The 23102-nt window shown below is 60.4% G+C and carries 25 protein-coding genes; 12 read left to right on the top strand and 13 right to left on the bottom strand.

The window, feature by feature from the left end; all coding sequences use genetic code 11:
• The first annotated feature begins 21 nt into the window (after nt 1-21).
• Nucleotides 22-1005 carry an Lrp/AsnC ligand binding domain-containing protein gene (locus AC1DD5_RS11385; protein WP_477519415.1) on the top strand — a complete coding sequence of 328 codons (984 nt, stop codon included), beginning with the start codon at nt 22-24 and terminating at the stop codon, nt 1003-1005.
• A gap of 76 nt (nt 1006-1081) precedes the next feature.
• On the opposite strand, the gene AC1DD5_RS11380 is transcribed toward AC1DD5_RS11385, so the two are convergent.
• From AC1DD5_RS11380 to AC1DD5_RS11370, 3 genes are all read right to left on the bottom strand, one after another.
• On the bottom strand, nt 1082-1513 hold the full coding sequence (locus AC1DD5_RS11380; RefSeq protein ID WP_477521490.1) for a VOC family protein: 432 nt from the start codon (nt 1511-1513) through the stop codon (nt 1082-1084).
• Between the two features lie 88 nt (nt 1514-1601).
• Nucleotides 1602-2060, bottom strand: coding sequence for a VOC family protein (locus AC1DD5_RS11375; protein ID WP_477521489.1), 459 nt, complete (start codon nt 2058-2060; stop codon nt 1602-1604).
• 144 nt (nt 2061-2204) lie between these two features.
• Nucleotides 2205-2582: a VOC family protein gene (locus tag AC1DD5_RS11370; RefSeq protein ID WP_442005729.1), complete on the bottom strand. Its 378-nt coding sequence runs from the start codon at nt 2580-2582 to the stop codon at nt 2205-2207.
• Between the two features lie 132 nt (nt 2583-2714).
• On the opposite strand from AC1DD5_RS11370, the gene AC1DD5_RS11365 reads away from it, so the two are divergent.
• Nucleotides 2715-3104, top strand: a complete 390-nt coding sequence (locus AC1DD5_RS11365) for a DUF3054 domain-containing protein (RefSeq protein WP_442017783.1) — start codon at nt 2715-2717, stop codon at nt 3102-3104.
• Between the two features lie 71 nt (nt 3105-3175).
• Nucleotides 3176-3454: an Lrp/AsnC family transcriptional regulator gene (locus tag AC1DD5_RS11360; RefSeq protein ID WP_223932953.1), complete on the top strand. Its 279-nt coding sequence runs from the start codon at nt 3176-3178 to the stop codon at nt 3452-3454.
• Between the two features lie 65 nt (nt 3455-3519).
• Here AC1DD5_RS11360 and trpD read toward each other — a convergent pair whose 3' ends face one another.
• Nucleotides 3520-4587, bottom strand: coding sequence for an anthranilate phosphoribosyltransferase (gene trpD / locus AC1DD5_RS11355; protein ID WP_477519418.1), 1068 nt, complete (start codon nt 4585-4587; stop codon nt 3520-3522).
• A 148-nt stretch (nt 4588-4735) separates the two neighbouring features.
• Here trpD and ctaE point away from each other — a divergent pair, with 148 nt between their 5' ends.
• From ctaE to qcrB, 4 genes are all read left to right on the top strand, one after another.
• The gene (gene ctaE / locus AC1DD5_RS11350; protein ID WP_442005649.1) at nt 4736-5374 is read left to right on the top strand and encodes an aa3-type cytochrome oxidase subunit III; all 639 of its coding nucleotides are present in this window, start codon (nt 4736-4738) and stop codon (nt 5372-5374) included.
• 87 nt (nt 5375-5461) lie between these two features.
• Complete coding sequence (gene qcrC, locus AC1DD5_RS11345) at nt 5462-6250, top strand: cytochrome bc1 complex diheme cytochrome c subunit (RefSeq protein WP_442005650.1); 789 nt, start codon at nt 5462-5464, stop codon at nt 6248-6250.
• Between the two features lie 99 nt (nt 6251-6349).
• Complete coding sequence (gene qcrA / locus AC1DD5_RS11340; protein ID WP_477521488.1) at nt 6350-7420, top strand: cytochrome bc1 complex Rieske iron-sulfur subunit; 1071 nt, start codon at nt 6350-6352, stop codon at nt 7418-7420.
• Nucleotides 7398-9107 carry a cytochrome bc1 complex cytochrome b subunit gene (gene qcrB, locus AC1DD5_RS11335; protein ID WP_477521487.1) on the top strand — a complete coding sequence of 570 codons (1710 nt, stop codon included), beginning with the start codon at nt 7398-7400 and terminating at the stop codon, nt 9105-9107. The genes qcrA and qcrB overlap by 23 nt, the downstream gene beginning before the upstream one ends.
• Here qcrB and AC1DD5_RS11330 read toward each other — a convergent pair.
• A complete protein-coding gene (locus AC1DD5_RS11330; protein WP_477521486.1) occupies nt 9101-9889 on the bottom strand; it encodes a GntR family transcriptional regulator in 789 nt (262 codons plus the stop codon). The two genes, qcrB and AC1DD5_RS11330, sit on opposite strands and share 7 nt — an antisense overlap.
• 164 nt (nt 9890-10053) lie before the next feature.
• Here AC1DD5_RS11330 and AC1DD5_RS11325 point away from each other — a divergent pair, with 164 nt between their 5' ends.
• A complete protein-coding gene (locus AC1DD5_RS11325; RefSeq protein ID WP_477519420.1) occupies nt 10054-10347 on the top strand; it encodes an HPr family phosphocarrier protein in 294 nt (97 codons plus the stop codon).
• Nucleotides 10348-10458: 111 nt separating this feature from the next.
• Here the strand turns inward: AC1DD5_RS11325 and AC1DD5_RS11320 are convergent, their stop codons facing one another.
• From AC1DD5_RS11320 to AC1DD5_RS11300, 5 genes are all read right to left on the bottom strand, one after another.
• Entirely contained in the window at nt 10459-10860 is a 402-nt protein-coding gene (locus AC1DD5_RS11320; RefSeq protein WP_442017777.1) for a cytochrome c oxidase subunit 4, read from the bottom strand.
• A complete protein-coding gene (gene ctaD, locus AC1DD5_RS11315; protein ID WP_216925611.1) occupies nt 10857-12578 on the bottom strand; it encodes an aa3-type cytochrome oxidase subunit I in 1722 nt (573 codons plus the stop codon). Before ctaD ends, AC1DD5_RS11320 begins: the two co-directional genes overlap by 4 nt.
• Before the next feature lie 10 nt (nt 12579-12588).
• Nucleotides 12589-13461: an aa3-type cytochrome oxidase subunit II gene (gene ctaC, locus AC1DD5_RS11310; protein WP_442005655.1), complete on the bottom strand. Its 873-nt coding sequence runs from the start codon at nt 13459-13461 to the stop codon at nt 12589-12591.
• Nucleotides 13462-13643: 182 nt separating this feature from the next.
• The gene (locus AC1DD5_RS11305; RefSeq protein WP_442005656.1) at nt 13644-14033 is read right to left on the bottom strand and encodes a HesB/IscA family protein; all 390 of its coding nucleotides are present in this window, start codon (nt 14031-14033) and stop codon (nt 13644-13646) included.
• 201 nt (nt 14034-14234) lie between these two features.
• Complete coding sequence (locus AC1DD5_RS11300; protein WP_477521485.1) at nt 14235-15707, bottom strand: M20/M25/M40 family metallo-hydrolase; 1473 nt, start codon at nt 15705-15707, stop codon at nt 14235-14237.
• 119 nt (nt 15708-15826) lie between these two features.
• Between AC1DD5_RS11300 and AC1DD5_RS11295 the strand changes: the two genes are divergently transcribed.
• A complete protein-coding gene (locus AC1DD5_RS11295; RefSeq protein WP_442005658.1) occupies nt 15827-16420 on the top strand; it encodes a DUF3043 domain-containing protein in 594 nt (197 codons plus the stop codon).
• 126 nt (nt 16421-16546) lie between these two features.
• Here the strand turns inward: AC1DD5_RS11295 and AC1DD5_RS11290 are convergent, their stop codons facing one another.
• Nucleotides 16547-17626: a quinone-dependent dihydroorotate dehydrogenase gene (locus tag AC1DD5_RS11290; RefSeq protein ID WP_477519422.1), complete on the bottom strand. Its 1080-nt coding sequence runs from the start codon at nt 17624-17626 to the stop codon at nt 16547-16549.
• A 68-nt stretch (nt 17627-17694) separates the two neighbouring features.
• On the opposite strand from AC1DD5_RS11290, the gene AC1DD5_RS11285 reads away from it, so the two are divergent.
• Genes AC1DD5_RS11285 through AC1DD5_RS11275 form a run of 3 tightly spaced genes read left to right on the top strand, consistent with a single transcriptional unit; the run spans nt 17695 to nt 21461 of the window.
• The gene (locus tag AC1DD5_RS11285) at nt 17695-19374 is read left to right on the top strand and encodes an FAD-binding dehydrogenase (RefSeq protein ID WP_477521484.1); all 1680 of its coding nucleotides are present in this window, start codon (nt 17695-17697) and stop codon (nt 19372-19374) included.
• 9 nt (nt 19375-19383) lie between these two features.
• Entirely contained in the window at nt 19384-20391 is a 1008-nt protein-coding gene (locus AC1DD5_RS11280) for an alpha/beta hydrolase (protein ID WP_477519424.1), read from the top strand.
• Nucleotides 20388-21461, top strand: coding sequence for an alpha/beta hydrolase (locus tag AC1DD5_RS11275; protein ID WP_442005662.1), 1074 nt, complete (start codon nt 20388-20390; stop codon nt 21459-21461). The genes AC1DD5_RS11280 and AC1DD5_RS11275 overlap by 4 nt, the downstream gene beginning before the upstream one ends.
• A gap of 34 nt (nt 21462-21495) precedes the next feature.
• On the opposite strand, the gene AC1DD5_RS11270 is transcribed toward AC1DD5_RS11275, so the two are convergent.
• Nucleotides 21496-22320 (bottom strand): isoprenyl transferase, encoded by an 825-nt coding sequence (locus AC1DD5_RS11270; protein ID WP_477519425.1) that lies wholly within the window; start codon nt 22318-22320, stop codon nt 21496-21498.
• A gap of 2 nt (nt 22321-22322) precedes the next feature.
• A complete protein-coding gene (recO, locus tag AC1DD5_RS11265) occupies nt 22323-23078 on the bottom strand; it encodes a DNA repair protein RecO (RefSeq protein ID WP_442005664.1) in 756 nt (251 codons plus the stop codon).
• Nucleotides 23079-23102 lie beyond the last annotated feature (24 nt).

Below are 23102 nucleotides of genomic sequence, written 5' to 3'. Positions count from 1 at the left end.
TTTGTTGGAAGTAGATGTTCCATGCAGGATTTCGACTTTGATGAACGGGATCTCAGGCTCCTGCATGCCCTTCAAATCCGCCCCCGCGCACCATGGACAGCCTTGGCACCTGCCGTTGGTGCCGATGCCGTCACCTTGGCCCGGCGCTGGAATTTTCTTTCCGCGGAAGGGCTGGCATGGGTAGCGACCTACCGTGGCCTCGGTTCCAAAGTCGCCTTTGCCTTGGTGGAAGTTGAGTGCGCGCCTGCCAGCATGGCAACCGTGACCGAAGAGCTTGCGGCCGATCCGGATGTGCTCTCAATGGATCACACCGCAGGTGGCAGGGACATGGTCATCACTGTCGTGAGCCGCGATGAAGCCTCCCTCGGACGATTCATTTTGGACCGCTTGCCAGCCGTCAAAGGAATTCGCAGTACAAGAACCCATCCCGGTATCAACCTTCTTGCGGACGCCCGGGCTTGGCGCTTGCGCTCCTTGCGGGACGACGAGGTAAAACTCATAGAGCGCGAAGCACCTCAACCAAGTCCCGCCGCGAAAGGCGCATCCGCAGATCTGGAAGAGCAACTTTTTTGGATCCTGCGCTCTGATGGTCGAGCCTCGATAACTGAAATATCCCAAAAGTTGGGAATCAGCCCTCCGCGTGCGAAAGCCGCTTTAAGCGCGGCCCTGGCCCAGGATCGGATCGTTGTCCGGCTCGAAATCGCCCGTACATTGTCGCCTTGGCCCGTAAACGTTTGGTACTTCCTCCGCGTCCCAGCCACGCAGGTGGAGGCAGTGGGGGGCCGCTTGGTCGGTCTCGGAGAAGTGCGTCTGGTCGTCACCACAGGCGGTCTGTATTCGATTGTGATCTCGGTGTGGCTTCGCCGCCTTGAGGACATGACCATTCTCGAACGGCAACTGGGTGAAAAGTTGCCCATGGTGGAGATCATGGACCGTTCAGTCGTCTTGCGAACGCCAAAGCATGTTGGCGTCCGGTTGGATCCCTCTGGCCGCCGCATTATGTAAGAGCCCGGACGTGCGAATGCCTCGTCCAATGCGAAGTGGACGAGGCATTCGTTCGTTTGATTATTCCGCGCGACTGCTACTGCTCCTGTTGTTGCGCTCCTGCAATATTGACCAACCAAGCTATGCCGAACTTGTCCACACACATGCCGAAGGTGTCACCCCACGGTGCGCTTTCCAGCGGCATGGTGACGGTGCCGCCGTCGGCTAGTTTGTCCCAGTAGCCACGAAGTTCGCCTTCATCCTCGGACTGACCGCTGAGCGAGACCGAGATGTTGTTGCCAGGGTTGTAGTCCATTCCATTGGGTGTGTCGGCCGCCATCAAGGTCAGGCCGTTGGGTGTCACCAGCATCGCGTGCATGACCTTCTCCGCTTCGGCGGGGTCTTCACTGGCTTGGTATTCGCCAAAAGTGCTGAGTGTCAGTTCGCCGCCAAAGACGGACTCGTAGAAGTTGATTGCGTCCCTGGCATTGTCGCGGAACGAGATATATGGGTTGAGGCGGGTTGTCATCAGTCAGTTCTCCTCATGGTTGTGATAGGTGCGCACGTCACCGTGCGGTAATGCTAGCAGCGCCCAAAGGCGCCTGTCCCCCAAATTTTCAGTCGCCGTCGTACGCCTTTTGCAGAATGTCGATGTCAAGCTTCCGCATCTTCAACATTGCTTCCATTGCCCGCTGGGATCCTGCTGGATCCGGACCATTCAACAGGCCCGGCATCCCAGCAGGGACGATCTGCCACGACAAGCCAAACTTGTCCTTCAGCCATCCGCACTGGCTTTCTTCTCCCCCTCCTTCCAAGAGCGCATTCCAGTAACGGTCCACCTCGTCCTGCGAATCGCAGTTCACCACGAGGGAAACTGCTTCGTTGAAGGTGAAGGCGGGTCCCCCGTTCAGGGCCATGAACTGCCGCCCTTCAATCTCAAAGTCCACGGTTAGGACCTGTCCGCCTGGCCCCGGCATCGATGTCAGGATGGACGAATCATCAAATGTCGAGGTGTAGAACTCAGCCGCCTCTGCCGCCCGGCCGTCAAACCACAAACAGGTGGAAATCTTCTGCATTCTGCAAGTCCTCCAGGATCATGAGGAACCACTTGTCCCCCGACCGAGGCTAGTCGTGTGGGTTCGCCCACACAACGCCCGACGGCGGCTGTCACCGCATGCGCTGTACGCACCAGCCATCGGCGGCCACTCCTTGAGCCAGAGTTAGTCGCCGGACGTCCTGATCCGGCTGACCAGGCCGACCGTATTTGCCTCGCTGTCCTCAATGAACGCCATCCATTCCTCGGAATCCGCCGGTCCGAGGAGGTCATCCTCATGGGTGAAGATCATGTGAGGCTCCGAAATGATCTTGACGCCTTTGCTCCTCAATGCCGCCACTGTGCCGTGAAGGTCTCCAACCTCGAAATAGAGCAGGGACGACGGCGCCCCTTTCTCCAGGAGAAGCCGCACGCCGCCCACGTCAAAGAAGAGGAGCCCAGGAGGGTCAAACAAGGCTTTGGGCTCGGCGCCCAGCAATGCAGCGTAAAAGGCCGCAGCCCTCTTCAGGTCTTCGGCATGCTGGGCTACTTGAACGAATCGCATGATCTCCTCCAGTAATTGGGGTGCGTCCTTTGTTCCTGCCAGTCATCGTGGCCGCAGCAGAAACCAAGCGCAAGAGAGAATCTGCGGGACGTCAACTTCGCGCCCGCACTTCCGCCCGGATAGTGTCAGACCATGCCCTCATCGCTTAGATCCTGGATTCCTGCTGCCGCCGCCGATCTCGTGTTGATTCTTGTCTTCGCCGCGATCGGCCGCGACGCCCATGCCCGGGGAGACATCATCACGGGCGCCTTTGTCACGGCCTGGCCCTTCCTCGCTGGTGCGGGCGTTGCCTGGCTGGTCGCAAGGGTTTGGCGTGCGCCCTATGCCCTCTGGCCTTCGGGCATTTGCGTCTGGATCGGTGCGGTAATGATCGGCATGCTGCTCAGGGCGGTGACTGGCCAGACGGTGGTGTTGCCCTTTGTCATCGTGGCACTTATCAGCCTGGGCGTTTTCCTGCTCGGCTTCCGCGCCATTCTCGCGTTAATTCTGCGGGCGTCACGAAAACGCCATTCCAAAGCCTGAAAGGGTCCCTTCATCTCCCATGTACTAGGCTGAAGTTCGTCCGCAATGAAGGTTTTCCGGAAAGGCCCCACGTGATCACCGCTTTCGTCCTGATCAAGACCGATGCTTCGCGCATTCCGGAAACCGCCGAGCAGATTTCGGCCATCCAGGGCATCAGTGAAGTCTATTCCGTCACTGGAGAATGGGACCTGATCGCTGTAGCCAGAGTGTCCAAGCATGAAGACCTCGCGGATGTCATCGCTGACCGCCTGTCGAAGGTGGATTCCGTGGTTCACACCACTACCCACATAGCCTTCCGTGCCTACTCGCAGCACGATCTCGACGCAGCCTTTGCCCTCGGCTTCGAATAGGACTTAAGGACGCCTCTAGATCCCGCTTCGAGGCGGCAGCACAGCCTGCGAGGCTGACGCTGTGGCTAGTCTTTGGAACTCTGGCTAAGGGCGATCCACTTGGTCAGGACACCAGCGGCCTTACCTGAGTCCACGGACTCCGCCGCCAGCATGAAGGCGGCTCGCATCCGTTCCAACAGATCGCCTTCGGCGTTCATGTCAACGGAAACCAGGCCAGCTGCAGCATTCAAGAGGACAGCATCACGCACAGGACCTGTCTTGCCATCAAGGACTTCACGTACAACCACTGCATTTGCGGCTGCGTCCCCGCCCCGCAGATCTGCAACGGTGGACGGTTCGATACCGAGCTCAGCGGGTGAGAACACCTGTTCTGTGACGGTTCCGTTCCTTATCTCCCAGACTGTGGATGGCCCCGTGGGTGTCAATTCGTCCAGCCCATCGTCGCCGCGGAACACCAGGCCGCGGCTGCCGCGACGGGCAAGGACGCCCGCAACAAGTGGAGCCATCCGGGCGTTGGCGACGCCGACTGCCGAAGCCTGAACATGAGCAGGATTCGTCATGGGGCCGAGAAAATTAAAGGCCGTGGGCACTGCCAACTCCCGCCGGGGTACTGCAGTATGACGGAACGAGGGATGGAAAACCTGCGCGAAGCAGAAGGTGATTCCTGCCTCCTCCGCATTCCGGGCAACCTGGTCAATCGAAAGGTCCAGGCGGACACCCAAGGCTTCCAATACATCAGCAGAACCAGACGTCGACGACGCCGCCCGGTTTCCGTGCTTGACGACTTTCGCGCCCGCGCCGGCCGCAACAAGGGCTGCCATGGTGGAGATGTTGACGGTGTTCAGCCTGTCCCCGCCTGTTCCCACAATGTCCAGCTTTTCACCGGAGATCTGTATGGGGTTGGCATTCTGAAGCATGGCCTCCACAAGGCCGGTCAGTTCTTCCACCGTTTCGCCCTTGGCCCGCAGGGCAACCAGGAAACCAGCGATCTGCGCGGGAGTCGCTTCGCCGGCCATGATCGTGTTCATGGCCCACTCAGTATTGCCCACTGCAAGGTCGTCGCCGTTGATCAGTGCTGAGATGAGCCCTGGCCAGTTATTGCTGGCTGCAGGTGCCGATGCCGGAGAAGTCACCCCTTGATGCTATCGACCGGGCTGCACCGATGACCAATGTGAACCGGACCGGGAACTTTTCCGCGCGATTTCGCGTCTTTGTAGAAAAAGTCTCCCGAATCGGTGGTTTGCATTGGGAACTCTGGACTTTTACAGACATAATGTCCTTGTGACATCTGCGACCCATGCCCCCAGTACCCCGGCGCACCCGACGCTGAACCGCCCCAATCTGGTTTCTGTTGGAACCGTTGTTTGGCTGTCCAGTGAGTTGATGTTCTTCGCCGGTCTCTTTGCCATGTACTTCACCCTGCGGTCCACATCAGGATTGATGTGGGCCGAGGAGACGACCAAGCTCAACTTCCCGTTTGCGCTCGTCAACACCATCGTCCTTGTGGCCAGTTCCTTCACGTGCCAGATGGGCGTTTTCGCCGCTGAGCGCCTTGAACCGCGCCGCACCGGCGGACCCCTGCAGTTCACCCGCTGGGGCATGAGCGAATGGTTCGTTCTCACCTTCATCATGGGTTCCTTCTTCGTAGCCGGACAGACCACGGAATACGCCATGCTCGTCTCAGAGCACGTTTCCCTGTCATCCAACGCCTACGGTTCCGCCTTCTACATGACCACAGGCTTCCACGGCCTTCACGTCATCGGCGGTTTGATCGCGTTCCTGTTCATCATTGGCCGTGCGTTTGCAGCCAAGAAGTTTGGGCACTTTGAAGCCACATCCGCGATCGTCACCTCGTACTACTGGCACTTCGTGGACGTTGTCTGGATTGGCCTCTTCCTGGTCATCTACGTCCTGAAGTAGCCCGGCTTTGACTCTTTTTCTACAAGAGGCAGAATTTCAAGAAGCGGCTCGCGGAGCCGACGCAGGATCGAATAAAGGAACCACCACGTGAAGGCACTCTCGCAGAAGCGACGTCACCCACTGGCAGCCATAGCGCTGCTGCTGATGGGCCTCCTCCTCACTGGTGGGCTGTACGCCGTTGCCACATCCGTCAACCAGGCCAAGGCCGACACCACCAGCTACAGCGCAAGTGACGTAGAGCAAGGCGGCAAGTTGTTTGCTGCCAACTGCGCCACCTGCCACGGCATGGGTGCAAGCGGAACCAAGGACGGCCCCTCGCTGGTCGGCGTGGGTGCCGCAGCAGTTGACTTCCAGGTTGGCACCGGCCGCATGCCCATGCAGATGAATGGCCCCCAGGCACAGAAGAAGCCCGTTCAGTTCAACGAGGAGCAGACCAGCCAGCTGGCCGCTTACGTTGCATCGCTCGGCGCGGGCCCTGCGATTCCGGAAGAACACCTCCTTGACGAAAAGGGAGATGCAGCCAAAGGTGGCGAGCTCTTCCGCGTCAACTGCGCCATGTGCCACAACGCTGCCGCAGCCGGTGGCGCCCTGACTCGCGGCAAGTTCGCTCCCGCGCTGGCAGATGTCACAGGAAAGCACATCTACGAAGCCATGGCCACGGGCCCGCAGAACATGCCTGTGTTCAACGATTCGAACGTCTCACCCGAAGGTAAGCGCGACATCATCACCTTCCTCAAGACCATCGAAGCCAACGGCTCACCGGGCGGTGCCGATCTCGGCGCCCTAGGCCCGGTGTCTGAAGGTCTCTTCGTCTGGATTGCCGGCTTGGGCGTCATCATCGCCTTCACCATCTGGCTGACGTCACGCACGTCCTAGTCCGGACGAAACAACAAACTTCTGCTGCATGGTCAGCAGTTTCGAACTGAAAATTAACTCGGCCCAGGCCGAGACAACGAGAGAAGGATGAGGCGAATTATGGGCAACCATAGTGACGGCAGTCCGAACCACTCGGGCACCGTAGCTACGGCTGGTCAGAATGAAGTGGAGAAGTTCCAGGATCCTGGACTTCCTCCGCATCGTTTGCGCCTGGCTGACACGGACCCGGTAGCCGCAAAGCGAGCCGAGCGTCAGGTAGCCATTTTGTTTGGCACCTCTGTCATCGGCACGCTGATCTTCCTGGTGGCGTACTTCGCCATCGATTTGGGCGACGATTCGACGATTGCAAACATCCGTACCCAGAACCTGCTCCTGGGCCTGGGTACGGCGTTCGCAATGCTTGGCATCGGCACCGGCATCGTGCACTGGGCCAAGGCCTTGATGCCGGATCACGAGGTGTCGGAAGAGCGCCACGCTATCCGTCACGAGGAAGATCGCCAGGCTGCGGTGCGCATCGTCGACGACATCGTCGAGGAAACCGGCATTAAGCGTCGCCCGCTGATCCGCAACACCCTTCTTGGCGCCGTTGCCCTTGCCCCGCTTCCTGCTCTCGCTATTTTCGGCGACCTGGGACCGCGTCCTGATGACAAGCTCGCACACACCATGTGGGCTCCTGAAGGTGGCAAGCTCAAACGACTGACGCGCGATCCCGATGGCACTCCCATCAAGGCTTCGGATGTCACCATCGGTTCGGCCTTCCATGTTATTCCCGAGGGCCTCAACGAACTTCACGAGGGCAAGCTGAACGCAAAGGCCAAGGCCGTCGTTCTGCTGATGCGCCTGGATCCGAACTCGCTGAACCCCTCTAAGGGCCGCGAGAACTGGAGCTACAACGGCATTGTTGCCTACTCCAAGATCTGCACACACGTTGGTTGCCCGGTTGCTCTTTACGAGCAGCAGACACACCACCTTCTGTGCCCGTGCCACCAGTCCACGTTCGACCTCACGCAGGAATGCAAGGTCATCTTTGGACCGGCCAGCCGTCCGCTCCCCCAACTGCCCATCGCAGTTGACGCAGAAGGCTACCTCGTCGCCACCAGCGACTTCAAAGAACCTGTAGGACCGAGTTACTGGGAGCGTGACGAGCATGAGCGCCTCATCAACAGCTGAAGCCCCCTTCGTAGCGAAGACCAAAGTTGGCCGTTTCACTGATTTCGTGGACGAACGTGTAGGTGGCTCCGGCATCCTGCGCGAGTTCGGACGCAAGGTCTTCCCGGACCACTGGTCATTCATGTTCGGTGAGGTGGCGCTGTATTCCTTCGTCATCCTCCTGATGTCGGGCACCTTCCTGACCTTCTTCTTCGATCCCTCGATGGCTGAAACCCACTACCAGGGTTCCTACACGCCGTTGTACAACGTCGAAATGTCCGTGGCTTACAGCTCATCACTGAACATCTCCTTCGATGTCCGCGGTGGCCTCTTCATGCGCCAGGTACACCACTGGGCGGCGCTGCTGTTCGTGGCCTCCCTGGGTGTCCACATGCTGCGCGTCTTCTTCACCGGCGCGTTCCGCAAGCCGCGTGAAATGAACTGGGTAGTGGGCGGTGTCCTGCTGATTCTGGCCATGGCTGCCGGCTTCACTGGCTACTCCCTCCCCGATGACCTCCTTTCCGGCAACGGTCTGCGCATCATCGATGGCGTTATCAAGTCCATTCCGGTCATTGGTACCTACATCTCATTCTTCCTCTTCGGCGGAGAATTCCCGGGCACAGCGATCATTGGTCGTCTCTATGTGCTTCATATCCTTCTGGTTCCGGCCCTGATTCTGCTCATGATCGTGATTCACCTGTTCATGGTTGTCGTGCACAAGCACACCCAGTACCCCGGCCCGGGACGCAATGACGGCAACGTCGTCGGTTACCCCCTTGGCCCGGTTTACGCCGCCAAGGCTGGCGGGTTCTTCTTCATCGTCTTCGGCGTCCTGGCCCTTATGGCAGCTGCCTTTACGATCAACCCGATCTGGAACTACGGTCCTTACGACCCCTCCCCGGTGTCCGCCGGTACCCAGCCTGACTGGTACATCGGATTTGTTGACGGCGCACTTCGCCTCATGCCTGGCGTCATCAACAACTTCCACTTTGAATACATCATCTTCGGACACACGCTGACGCTGAACGTCCTGCTGCCGGCACTCGTGCCCGCGGGCATCATCTTCACCGTGCTGTTCATGTACCCGTGGATCGAACGCTGGGTAACCAAGGACAACCGTGAGCACCACGTCCTTGACCGTCCCCGTAACGCACCCACCCGTACCGCGATCGGTGTTGCAGGCTTCACTTGGTACTGCGTCATGTGGGCAGCGGCAGGCTCGGACCTCATCGCAACGCACTTCCACGTATCCCTGAACGATGTCACGTACTGGTTGCGCACACTGTTCTTCATCGGCCCGATCCTCGCGTTCATCGTGACCAAGCGAATCGCACTCGCTCTGCAGCGTAAGGACCGCGAGATCGCCCTCCACGGGCGTGAGACCGGCCGCATCGTGCGGCTCCCCCACGGTGAGTTCATCGAGGTACACGCTCCCCTGGACGAGTACAAGCGCTACAAGCTCGTTGGATTCGAATCCCCGGTTCCGTTGCCCGCGACGCCGAACGAACACGGTGTCGTAACCCGCAAGGAAAAGCGGCGTGCAGCGCTCTCCAAGTGGTTCTTTGAAGACCGTGTTGCTCCGGCAACTCCTGCGGAACTTGAAGCAGCACACGCGCATGGGGCACGATCCATATGGATCGTGCCCTTCCCTGTTGCATTCACTGTTTGTGACGAGCGGACCGTTACGGACCGCTTCCGGCGCTATTGAGTTCGATAACCAGAGGAATAGTTGCGTGTGGGCCGCACCCCTGGTCGCTGTAGAGGAACCCAGAGCTTATAGCGATCTGCCCGATAGTACGAAACAGAGTAGTCCACCATTGCGCGGGCCACGAAGGCATGACGTTGGATCTTCAGCAGGGGTGCGCCCACATCCACGTTCAACAGCCTTGCCGTGGAGGGGGATGCAGCCGTTGCCTCAATCATGTCCTCTCCCCATTCCATGACCAGGCCGAAGCGTTCGCTGAGGACGTTGTAGAGCGACGTGGGCGGCGCCTCATCCAATAGTCCGGGGACACGGTGCGCCGGGATGAAATTCTCGTCGACGCTCATAGGTTCGTTGTCGGCCAACAGCAACCGCCTGAAACGGACCAACGGCGTGCCTTCCTCGAGCTGTAGCTCCCGCGCCAGAAAGGCACTGGCAGCAATCTGTTCGAAACTCAACACCTTGGCAGCCGGAACCATCCCGCGTCGTTGCATCTCCTCGCTATAGGAGGTCAGCTTCACTTGAAGATCCAGTTTGGGCTTCTTCACGAACGTGCCCAGTCCCACCACACGCTCAATGACTTCTTCGCCCACCAGCGCATCAATGGCCTGCCGTACCGTCATCCTTGCAAGGCCAAACCTTAGCGAGAGGTCCCTTTCGGACGGCAACGACGAACCAGGAGGGCATGACTGGGCTATGAAACTCCTCAATATCTCACGGAGTTGGATGTAAATGGGAGTGCTGCTGGTCCGGTCAATTTCACCGGCGATACTCGCGGCTTCAGGCATGACGAGCGCCCAACATCAAATGAGTCATGCATTAAGGGTAGATCAGTCAGGGCACAGGTCTAGACCAGCCGGAGTCCTCGATATGGAGAGCAGGCCAAGCAGCGGCTACGCTTGTATGGATCAAATTTCACGGACGCATATTCCGTCCTAGCAAAGGAGCTGGCTTGCTGGAGCAGAAATCCTTCGTCGCAGCAGAGATTGGCCTGCATGCGCGAGCAGCAGCCATATTTGTCCGCGCAGTAACTGAGACAGGCCTGCCAGTGACGATAAGGAAGCCTGACGGACCGCCAGTAGACGCACGCTCCCTCCTGGAAGTCATGACAGAAGACTTTGGCCATGGCTGCGAGGTGCACCTTGAAGTCGCGCTGGACGGCCTCCAGGACGGCCAAACTGTCTCCGCCGCCAACAATGCCCTTCGTGGGCTCTCTGCTGTGCTGGAGGGCACTCACGCCCGCTGAAGCCCCAATAATGGCCCAGGACACTATCTAAAGGCCAACGACCACCCATAGAGACAACGACGACGGGCCCCACCAAAAGGTGGGGCCCGTCGTCGTTATGCTGTTTTGTTGCTAGTGCGCGTGGTCGCCACGGCTGTATTCGAAGACCCAGCCGACCAGTGCCACAACGGCAATGCCACCCGCGATGAAGGTGATCCAGAAACCCACCGCAAGGCCCAGGAAGCCGCTTGCGCATGCAATGCCGAGAACCAGCGGCCACCAGCTCCAAGGGCTGAAGTGCCCCTGTTCACCCGCGCCCTCGTGAATTTCAGCATCAGGGCGGTCTTCTGGACGCATACCAATTCGCTTGCCAGTAAAGCCCAGGTAAGCGCCGATCATGCCTACGAGACCGCCAACCAGGAGAATGCCCAGAACGCCGACCCACTCATGCCATTCCGTCAGGAAGCCGTAGGCGATGGCGACCGGGATGAAGAAGAATGCTCCTGCTCCAAAGAGCCACGATTCAATTTTCACTTGCGAACGTCCTTCTGGTCGGCGTTGCCTAGCAGCACTGCTGCGGGGTCCGGGGACTGGGCGGTGTGGACCTGGGCCAACTCAGGGTGGTGCAGGTCCAGTGCCGGGCGCTCCGAACGGATACGGGGCAGCGATGTGAAGTTGTGGCGCGGCGGCGGGCAGGAAGTCGCCCATTCAAGCGACGCTCCGAAGCCCCAAGGGTCATCAACTTCCACCTTCTTGTTGCTGCGCCAGGTGATGTAGACATTCCAGAAGAACGGCAGCAGGGATGCACCCAGGACGAAGGAGGAGATCGTGGAGAACTGGTTCATCCAAGTGAAGTTGTCCTGCGGCATGTAGTCGGCGTAGCGGCGGGGCATACCCTCAACACCCAGCCAGTGCTGGATCAGGAAGGTGCCGTGGAAGCCAAGGAATAGAAGCCAGAAGTGAATCTTGCCCAGACGCTCGTTCAGCATCTTGCCGGTCCACTTCGGCCACCAGAAGTAGAAGCCGGCGAACATGGCGAACACAACCGTACCGAAGACCACGTAGTGGAAGTGTGCCACCACGAAGTAGGAGTCCGAGACGTGGAAGTCCAGTGGCGGGGACGCAAGGATAATACCCGTGAGGCCACCAAACAGGAAGGTCACCAGGAAGCCGATGCTCCAGAGCATCGGAGTCTCGAAGGTGATGGAACCCTGCCAGAGCGTACCGATCCAGTTGAAGAATTTCACGCCGGTGGGCACCGCAATCAACATGGTCATGAACGCGAAGAACGGAAGGAGCACCGAACCGGTCACATACATGTGGTGTGCCCAGACGGTGACGGACAGCGCCGCAATTGCGATGGTTGCGTACACAAGGCCCTTGTAACCAAAGATCGGCTTCCGGCTGAAGACCGGGAAAATCTCGGACACGATGCCGAAGAACGGCAGGGCGATGATGTACACCTCGGGGTGGCCGAAGAACCAGAAGAGGTGCTGCCAGAGGACGGCGCCGCCGTTTTCGGGGTCGAAGATGTGGGCACCAAATTTGCGGTCCGCACCGAGGGCGAACAGGGCAGCGGCCAGCGGCGGGAACGCCATAAGGACGAGGATGGACGTCACCAGGGCATTCCAGGTGAAGATCGGCATGCGCCACATGGTCATGCCGGGGGCACGCATGCAGATGATCGTGGTGATGAAGTTGACGGCACCAAGGATGGTGCCGAAGCCGGACAGTGCGAGGCCGAAGACCCACAGGTCACCGCCGACGCCGGGCGTAAAGGTGGTGTTCGACAGTGGCGCATACGCGAACCAGCCGAACGATGCAGCACCCTGCGGCGTGATGAAGCCGGACACAGCAATGGTGGAGCCGAAGAGGAAGAACCAGAAGGCCAGCGCGTTCAATCGCGGGAAGGCGACGTCGGGGGCGCCAATCTGCAGGGGCATGATGACGTTCGTGAAGCCCGCAAACAGCGGTGTCGCAAACATCAGCAGCATCACGGTGCCGTGCATCGTGAACATCTGGTTGTACTGTTCCTTGGTCTGCAGGATCTGCATACCGGGTTCGAACAGTTCAGCACGGATCAGCAGCGCCATGACGCCGCCGAGGCAGAAGAACACGAAGGACGCAATGAGGTACATGTACCCGATGGTCTTGTGGTCCGTGGAGGTGATCCAGTTGACGACTATGCGTCCCTTGGATTTAGGAACTACGGGAGCCTCTAGGGTCCCGGCGGATTGAGTGTAAGTAGCCACGTCGCTCCCCTTACTTGGTTTCGATCAGGTCCGGGTTGCGGTCGTATTCCGCACCGAGCAGGCCCGTGTTGCCGTCCTGGCGAAGCTTGTCCATGTGGTCCTGGAATTCAGACTCGGAGACAACCTTGACGCGGAACAGCATTTCGGAGTGGTATTCACCGCAGAGTTCGGCGCACTTGCCATCGAAAGTGCCCTCCTTGGTGGGAGTGAACCTGATGTAGTTGGTCTTGCCGGGGATCATGTCCCGCTTCTGCAGGAAGGCCGGGACCCAGAAAGAGTGGATGACATCGCGGGAGTTCAGCTCCAGGTCAACCGACTTGCCAACAGGCAAGTACAGCGTGGGAAGCAGGTCCTTGTTGACCTCGTTGCCGGTCAGGTGAGCCTGAACGCCGGCCTCGTGGAGGTCTTCGTTGATGACCTGGCCCTTTTTGTAGTTGAAGTCCCAAGCCCACTGCTTGCCGCGCACGTCAATGACGACGTCTGCCGGCTGTGAGCGGTCATCGATCGCGCGCTGGTCCTGGTCGGTGAAGTAGAAGAACACCAGCACCATGAACAGCGGAATGGTCAAGTAGAAGACCTCAAGCGGCAGGTTGTAGCTGAGCTGCTTCGGGAATCCAATGGTGCCCTTGCGGCGGCGGTAAGCGATGATGCACCAGACCAGAAGGCCCCACGTGATGATACCGACTGCCAAGGCGGCGATCCATGAGTTGACCCAGAGGTCCATGATCCGGTCAGTGTGGTTGGTCGTGCCGCGCTCAGTTGGCAGCCAACCCTTCTCTACCTCTGGTGAACATCCGGTCAAAACCAACGCGCCGGCTAGTGCCAAGCCAGTGATCGAGGTGATCTTTATGCGTCGGCTGCCGGTTCGGTTCTGCGAACTCACAGACGGCCCTTCCTCTTGTTGCTGTCTCCCGGCAGGCCAAAGGCCACCGGGCACACTAAAAGTTTTACTACCCGATGTAGAGCTTACCGCTATGAAGCGGTTTTCGCGCACATGTCGGCGCCGTGGCTCCGAATGCGTTGGAACGCATGCAGAGGGGCGCCGACATGCGGCGATAGCTCACGTCAGTGGAACGAATCGCCGCAAGCGCAAGACCCACCGGCGTTCGGGTTATCAATGGTGAAGCCCTGCTTCGAGATGGTGTCCTCGAAGTCGATGCTGGCCCCACTCAGGTAAGGGACGCTCATCTTGTCGACTACGACCTCAACGCCGTCGTAGTCGCGGACGGCGTCGCCGTCGAGGAGGCGCTCGTCGAAGTAGAGCTGGTAGATCAAGCCGGAGCAGCCGCCCGGCTGGACTGCAACGCGCAGCCGCAGATCGGTGCGCCCTTCCTGTTCGAGGAGGCTACGGACCTTGCCTGCCGCGACATCGGTCAGATTGACCTCATGCGTGAGAAGCTCCTCGTCGGGGACGAGCTGTGCTCCGGTGCTGTTTTCGTTGGTTGCAGTGCTCATTGGCCTACCTTCTTATGACGCTTCTGGCGGCGGCGCCGGAACGCAGCCTGCCCTTACCCAATTACGTACGGGTTATAGCTCCATGCTACGTCGCGCAGACGCTGAGCTATAACTTCTGACGTAACCACGGACGGCAATTACTTGTTCCCGGCGTGCTCGACCGCCCACGGAAAGAGTCCCCCCGTAACGCCAACGCGCTGCTTACCGGTCCAGGCCTTCGACATTAAGCCGCGCCAGCATCAGCGCCTCGGCCAGCACAGCATGACGGAAATCGCCGATGTGAAGTGATTCGTTGGCACTGTGGGCGCGGGAATCCGGATCTTCTACACCCGTCACGAGAATCTGGACATCGGGATACATCTCGGTCAGGTCGGCAATGAACGGGATGGAACCGCCGATTCCCATTTCCACTGGTTGGACTCCCCAGGCCTCCCCCAGGGCCCAGAGTGCCACCCTGGCAGCTGCTGACGAGGTATCGGTCGCGAAGGCATTTCCTCGCTCCCCCGGCGTGAATGTTACTTCTGCACCGAATGGTGCACGGGACTGAACGTGGTTCCTTAAAGCCTCCATGGCGGCGTCAGGATCCTGACCGGGTGCCAGGCGCATGCTGAATTTCGCCCGGGCTGCGGGAATGAGCGTATTTGAGGCAACGGCAACAGCGGGAACATCCATGCCGATGATGGCCAACGCCGGCTTGGTCCACAAACGCGAGCCGATCGTCCCGCTCCCGGCAAGTTTGACGCCGTCGAGCACTGAAGCGTCAGCGCGGTATTCTGCCTCGGTCAGGTCAACCGCAACGTCGTCATTTCCCACCAGGCCCGCCACGGCGACGTTTCCTTCGTCGTCGTGGAGCGTCGCGATGAGACGGGACAACAGGGTGGGGGCGTCCAGCACCGGGCCACCGTACATTCCCGAATGCACCGCATGCTCCAGCACACGGACTTCGAAGGTGCCATCCACGAGCCCACGCAGGCTGGTAGTTAAGGCGGGAATGCCGACCTTCCAGTTGCTGGAGTCCGCCACCACGATCACGTCGGAGCGGAGAAGCTCGCGATGTTCCTCAAGGAATGTCCGAAACGTGGGTGAACCCGCTTCTTCTTCGCCTTCAAAGAAGAAGGTTACGCCCAGGCCAAACTCATCCCCCAGGACTTTCGTAGCAGCGGCGTAAGCCGCCAGATGGGCCATGATGCCGGCTTTGTCGTCAGCAGCGCCACGACCATAGAGCCGGCCTTCCCGCTCCTCCGCGATGAAAGGCTCGGAAGCCCAAAGATTTCGATCGCCTGGAGGCTGGACGTCATGGTGCGCGTACAACAGAATCGTCGGCTGACCGTCGCGGGCCGGACGGCGGGCGACGACGGCGGGACCACCGGGCGTTCCATCCAATTTGTCGCAGCGAAGAATTCGGACGTCATCCATTCCCGTTGCCCTTACCAAGGAGGCGACAGCTTCAGCGCTGCGCTCCAGCTCGGCGGGGTCGAAACTGGGCCACGCGATTCCGGGGATCCCGACGAGGTCCTTTAACGAGCCGAGGGTAGCGCTAAATGATTCATCTACTGCTTTGGCCAGAGCGGCCACGCCATTGGAGTCGATGACCTGGTTCGACGACGGACCCTCCATGCTGTGGCCGGAGTTCCGTTGCTGATTCTGCGGGGTCTCCGCATGTGCTGATGTCATGCCCAAACTTTACAGCTGGCCAAGAAGCGGCGACGGAAGGCGCGGCAGGCTGCCACACGCCCACCGAACCACGGTGGGCCCGTAACCTGCGCCACCTTCCTGCGGGGTATTCTGTATGGGTGTTCGGACGCAAAAAGGAAGAGCCCAGCGCTCAAGCAGTAGTAGACCAGGCCCAGGCCGCCGCCCAGGAACCGGGCGTCGGAAAGGGCGCCCCTACGCCCAAGCGGAAGGACCAGGAGGCAGCCCGCAAGCGCCCGTTGGTGCCCACTGACCGCAAAGCTTCCAAGGAGGCCGAACGGGTAGCGGTTCAGGACCAGCGGCAGAAGATGCGGCAGGCATTGGACACGGGTGACGAAAAGTACCTGCCCCTGAGGGACAAGGGACCCCAGAAGCGTTTCGTTCGGGATTACGTCGATGCCCGGTTCAGCCTCGGTGAATACCTGATGTTCGGGGCCCTGCTGTTCGTGGTCATCTCCCTGATCATCCCGGCCAGCAGTTCACAGATTACGTATGTCCTGATTGGCTTCTGGATCATGTTCCTTGCCGTCTTTGTGGATGTTTTCATCCTTTCGCGCAAGCTCCGTAAGCGCTTGGGCGAGAAGTTCGGTGAAGTCGAGCGTGGATCAGTCTGGTATGGATGTATGCGCGCCCTGCAGTTCCGCAAGCTCCGCCTCCCCAAGCCGCAGGTCAAGCGCGGCCAGTACCCCGCTTAGCGCCACGCTGAAGAGGCCCCAACCCACTACTTATACGAAGACCCCGGACCATTGGTCCGGGGTCTTCGTATTGTCGCCTTCGTCCTGACTCCTGGATGGAGGCCCTGGACCATCGGCAGCCCTGGCCTAGCGGGAGTTACGCTTCCGGATCTTCGCCAGGCCCTTGTTAATACGCGATGCCCAGAACGGGCCCTCGTAAAGGAACGCCGTGTATCCCTGCACCAGGGTTGCGCCTGCATTCAAACGGTCCTGGACATCCTGGGCTGACTCCACCCCACCCACGGCAATGAGTACGAGCTGATCTCCCACGGCGTCCTTGAGTCGTCGCAAGACCTCCAGGGATCGCTGCTTCAGCGGGGCACCTGAAAGCCCGCCCGCTCCCAGTGATCCAACCTTCGCGGCATCAGTGGTGAGCCCCTCACGGGCGATGGTGGTGTTGGTGGCGATGATGCCGTCCAGCTTGAGGTCAAGGGCAAGCCGGGCGACGTCGTCGATGTCCTCGTTGCTCAGGTCTGGCGCAATCTTGACCAGGAGCGGAACATGGCGGCCAGCAGCTTCATCTGCCGCATCCCCTACGGCCCGGAGCAAAGGCCGCAGAGTTTCCACGTTCTGGAGCAGCCGTAGTCCTGGCGTGTTGGGCGAACTGACGTTGACCACCAGGTAGTCGGCGGCGGGAGCGAGGGTCCGGGCGCTAACGAGGTAGTCTTCCGTGGCCTCATCCAGCTCAACAACTTTCGTCTTACCGATGTTGACACCAATCACGGGTCGTACATCGGCATGCAGGCGCTGCAGGGCAGCTTTCGCCGACTTGAGCCGCGGAGCAACTGCTGCTGCGCCATCGTTGTTGAAGCCCATGCGGTTGATGACGGCGCGGTCCTCGATCAACCGGAACAAACGCGGCTTTTCGTTGCCCGGCTGGGCCTGCCCGGTAATGGTTCCCACCTCTACATGGCCAAACCCCAGTTCGGCCAGCGCTTCGATTCCATGGCCTTCCTTGTCGAAGCCGGCCGCCAAACCGAAGGGAGAAGGGAACGTCAACCCAAAAGCCTCAGTTCGAAGGGACGAATCCGGAGCTGTGATCCTGGCAAGAACCCGGCCTGCACCGGTGCGGTGGGCCGCCCGGATCGCTTGAAAGCCGATCTTGTGTGCTTTCTCGGCATCCATCCAGGAGAAGGCGAGCTTGAAGAAGGTGGGGTAAACACGCATAGTCCTAGTTTTCCGGTTTACTGACAACACACCAAACCCGTGACCTTGCCTGCGGCTAGCATGTACGCATGCCGCTACAAGATCGTGATGCAGATCATGGGAATCGAATCCTCGCCGACGTCATCGTTGTAGGTGCAGGCTTGTCCGGGCTGGTAGCCGCTGCAACTGCCTATGCGGCAGGCAAACGCGTAGCGATCCTGGAGCAGGAACCAGCGGCATCCCTGGGTGGGCAGGCGCATTGGTCCTTCGGGGGCCTGTTCATGGTTGACACCCCCGAGCAACGCCGGCTCGGTGTCAGGGACAGCGCTGAATTGGCGCTCTCGGACTGGATGGCCTCCGCAGGCTTTGATCGAGAACACGATGCGATAGCGCGGCAGTGGGCCGAGGCCTACGTCCAGTTTGCCTCCGGTGAGAAGCGCGCCTGGTTGAAGAGCCTCGACGTCGGCATCTTCCCTTTGGTGCAATGGGCAGAACGCGGGGGTTACGGCCCCCAGGGACATGGAAACACGGTTCCCCGATTCCACGTCACGTGGGGAACGGGCCCCGCCCTCGTGGAACCGTTTCTGGCCAAGGTCCAGGAAGGTGTCCGGGCCGGGAGGGTATCGCTGCACTTCCGGCATAGGGCTACTTCGCTGACGACGACGGCCGGCCGGGTGGCGGGTGTCTCGGGCCAGATACTGGAACCCTCGACGGCGGTGCGCGGCCAAGCGTCCTCGCGAGCCGCCGTCGGGGGTTTCGAAGCCACGGCGGGCGCTGTCGTAGTGACGACAGGCGGCATCGGCGGAAATCACGGGACGGTGCGTCGACAGTGGCCGGGCAATGCTGCACCGGCCGATATGCTCAGCGGTGTACCCGCTTCAGTGGATGGCGATTTCCTTCTTATTGCGGAGTCCGGCGGTGCAGCGTTGGTGAACGGAGACCGCATGTGGCACTACCCGGAGGGAATCCACAATTACGATCCGGTGTGGCCCAAGCACGGCATCCGCATCCTGCCTGGTCCGTCATCCCTGTGGTTGGATGCCGAAGGGCGCCAATTGCCTGCGCCCCTGTTCCCGGGCTTCGATTCCCTTGGCGCGCTTCGCCACATCGTCGCCACCGGTCACAGCCATTCATGGTTCGTCCTGAACCGCACCATTGCGCTCAAGGAACTTGCGCTTTCAGGATCCGAGCAGAACCCGGACCTGACGGGGAGGGACGTGTCACTGCTCGTTTCCCGACTGAAACCAGGCAGCGATACTCCCATACAACGTTTCCTGGACAAAGGCATCGACTTCATTCAGGGATCCTCACCACATGACCTTGCCGGGAAGATGAACGCACTCACGGGGAATCAACTGATCAGCGCTGAGCGCTTGGAGGCGCTGGTACGGGCCCGGGACCTTCAAGTGTCCAGCGGGCTGGGCAAGGACCCCCAACTGGCTGCTATCCGGGCGGCCCGCCGTTTTGCCACTGACAAACTGATGAGGGTGGCTCCCCCACACCGCCTGGCGGATCCTGCCCATGGGCCGCTCATTGCCATCAGGCTGTCCGTCCTCACAAGGAAGAGTCTGGGAGGGCTGCAGACTGACCTCCGATCCAGGGTCCTGGATCAGGAAGGCCGAGTGATCCCGGGCCTTTACGCTGCAGGTGAAGCGGCGGGCTTCGGCGGAGGCGGTATCCATGGGTACAGGGCGCTGGAGGGAACCTTCCTGGGTGGATGCCTTTTCACAGGCAGGTCCGCGGGACGCGAAGCCGCGGCGGATGTCTAAGCTGAAGGCATGGAGTGGTCGGCGGATATCCTCGGAATGGACTTCCAGTCATGCGCCCTGGACGTGGAAGGACCTGACGGTGTGGTGCGGCGGGCAACCTTGGTCCGTCACAGGCCGGAGTCGATGACCCAGGAGGCCGAGGCAACCCGTGGCGCGTTGCTGTTCCTGCATGGCTGGAGCGACTACTTCTTCAACGTGGAACTCGCCAGGTTTTGGGCAAGGCACGGCTATGACTTCTATGCATTGGACATGCACAACCATGGAAGGAGCCTGACTTCAGGTTCGCCGGGCGGCTACGTGGCCAACCTTGGAGACTACGACGCCGAAATCAGCCGTGCCCTCGAGGTCATCCACAGCGAAAGCCCGGGACCTCGCCCGAATGGCGTTGCCATGATGGGCCATTCCACCGGAGGCCTCATTGCAGCACTGTGGACGAGCAAACACCCAGGCCAGGTGCAACACCTGATACTGAACAGCCCTTGGCTCGAAATGCATGGCAGCTCGATTGTCAGGCGGGCCGCGCAAGTCATGGTGGGACCCATTGCCAGGGTCCGGCCCGAGATGGTTTTAAGGCTGCCTGAGCGTGGGTTCTACTTCCGTAGCATCAGCAATACCGCCGAGGGCGAATGGCCGCTGGACGAAAAGTACCGGCCTCCCCTGGCCTTTCCCGTCAGGGCAGGTTGGCTGAGCGCCGTCCTGGCCGGCCATTCACAGGTTGCACGCGGCCTGGACCTGGACATCCCGGTCCTGGTCCTGACATCGGCTGCCAGCGCCAACGGAATGGTGTGGCAGGAGTCCATGCGACGTTCGGATGCGGTGCTGGACGTGGGCATTATCGCACTGCGTGCCATGGCCTTGGGTCGCAGCGTGACCCTGGAGAGAGTGGATGGCGGGCTGCATGATGTCTTCCTGTCCGCACCCAAGGTCAGGGCAGATGCCTACGCGAGGCTTTCACGATGGATTCGCGGGTACATGGAAAGTGAGTTGCCGCAGGTACGGCAGGAAGGGGACGCATGACCACCACTGAAGAATCGGTATCTCTGTGGCAACCGGACATCCTGGGCACCGGATACGAACGTCTGGAACTTCCCCTCTCCCCTGACGAGGAAGGACCGGTCAAAGCCACACTCGTCAGGCATGCCCCGCCAGTTACGGCCCCAACTCCTCACGGCATCCTCGATTTTCTATCCTCGTTCACACAACGCAAGCGACGTGAGGCGTCCATGGATCCCACGGGGGCGCCGCGGGTGGTCCTCTACCTGCACGGCTGGGCTGACTACTTCCTGCAGACCGAACTCGCCGAGTACCTGACGGCGTCCGGCTTTCATTTCTACGCGCTGGATCTTCGGAAATTTGGACGGAGCCTGTTGCCCGGTCAGACACCCGGATACACCACTGACCTGGCTGTCTACGACGAAGATATCGAGGCGGCCTTGCTGGAGATCGAACGGGATGTTGTGGCCAGGACCAACAACCCAGCATCACCGACCATTCATATGGTCGCGCACTCCCTGGGCGGGCTGATTGCTTCGTTGTGGGCTGACCGCCATCCACGCCGGATCGGGTCACTGGTCCTGAACTCCCCTTGGCTGGAGCTTCAGGGCAGCAGCCTGGTTCGCAGCATCGCCATGCATCTGGTGGAGCCCTTCGCGCGAACCGACCCCAAGCGTCCGTTCAGGTTCCCCGAAATGCCTGCGTACTGGGAGAGCGTCAGCAACCAGGCCCACGGCGAATGGGTGCTGGATTCTGTCTGGCGGCCGCGGGCCTCATTCCCCATCCGCGCTGGCTGGACGAAGGCAGTGCTTGCCGGCCACAAAGCGGTGGAGCGAAAACTGAACATTGACGCCCCGGTCCTGGTCCTTTTATCAGGCCGGACCAGGATCCAGTCCGAATGGACAGCCGACCTCATGAGGGCCGACGCCGTGATCGACGTCGAGGAGACATCCCGGCGCGCCTTGGGCTTGGGCAGGCGAACGGCTGTGTTCCGCTACCCAGGGGCACTGCACGACATCTTCTTGTCGCGAAGGACCATTCGCCAACAGGCTTACCGTGACGTGTCGGTCTGGCTTTCGTCCTACCCGTATTGAAGTAGCAGGACCATGTTGAAGTGGCAGACCCCTGCTAATTCGCGGCTGGCGCTGCGTCGACCGCCCCGCCGTACCGGCGATCCCGCTTGGCGTAAATCTCGACGGCGTCCCAGAGCGTGCGCCTGTCAACGTCAGGCCACAGGGTGTCCATGAAGACGAATTCAGCGTAGGCGGACTGCCACAGCAGGAAGTTTGACAACCTCTGCTCGCCGGAGCTGCGGAGGAAGAGATCCACGTCAGGAAGGTCTGGCTCGTCCAGGTACTTCTGGATGGTCTTTTCCGTCACCGATCCCGGCTTGAGCCGCCCGGCGGCAACGTCCTCGGCAATGGCCGAGACGGCGTCGGCGATTTCCGCCCGCCCGCCGTAATTAACACACATGGTCAACGTGCAGGTGTCGTTGGCCTTGGTAAATTCCTCGGCCTCTTCAAGCTCACGAATCACCGAACCCCAGAGGCGCGGCCGTCGACCGGCCCAGCGGATACGGACTCCCCATTCATCGAGTTGGTTCCGTTGGCGACGTAGCACATCCTTGTTAAATCCCATCAGGAAGCGGACTTCCTCCGGGGATCGTCGCCAGTTCTCCGTGGAAAACGCATACACGCTGACGTACTTGATGCCTAGTTCGATGGCTCCGGCCATCACGTCCAACAGTGCAGGCTCACCGGCCTTGTGCCCTTCAATGCGGGGCAATCCCCGCTGGTTGGCCCAACGGCCGTTGCCATCCATGACAATGGCTACGTGCTGCGGAATAAGTTCACTTGGAATGCTGGGCGGAACGGCACCTGAAGGATGTCCGTAAGGGGCCACTACGGGCGAAGTCCGCGCCCGGCTTGTCTTGCTCTTCTTGCCAAGTGCCACAGTCAGCTTCGCTCCACGTGTTTAAGTGATTTCAAGGCGCGTTCCAAATGCCATTGCAGGTAACTGGCCACCAGTCCGGCTGCTTCGCGTCGATGTCGCGAATCCGAGGCGTCAGCTACGCTCCAATCCCCAGTCAGGAGGGCTCCCAACAACACCACGGTCTCCGGTGCCGGGGCCGGGGAGCCGGGAGGGCGGCACTCGCTACACACCATACCCCCCAATGGCGCGGCAAACGCCGTGTGGAGTCCGGGCCTGCCGCACCGGGCGCAGTCAGTAAAGCTCGGCGCCCACCCGCCAGTGGCCAACGCGCGCAAGAGATAGGAGTCCAGAATAAGTTCCGGAGCATGGTCCGAGCGGCTGAGCGCCGCCAGGGCACCCACCAAGAGGTTGTACTGGGCGGTGCCGGATTCGGCGTCCGCGTCCGTAAGCTTCTCGGCCGTCTCTGTCATGGCAGCAGCTACAGTAAAACGGCCATAGTCCGCTGCGATGCTGCTCCCATAAGCGCCTTTGGCCACAGCCTGGGTAACGATATCCAGAGTTCGGCCCGAGATGAGCTGCAAGTCCGCCACCATGAACGGTTCCAGGCGGGCGCCGAAACGACTGGTGGTCCTGCGCACACCCTTGGCAACTGCACGGACCTGCCCATGGTGCTTGGTCAGCAGGGTAATAATCCGATCTGCCTCGCCCAATTTATGGGTGCGGAGCACAACGGCATCGTCCCGATAGGACCGTGCTGCAAATGAGGAGGGATTGGCCACAACTAATCTTCGCACTAAGCCAGT

This window comes from Paenarthrobacter sp. 10L420 (genome assembly GCF_056395385.1).
This window is presented reverse-complemented; position numbering and strand designations above follow the sequence as displayed.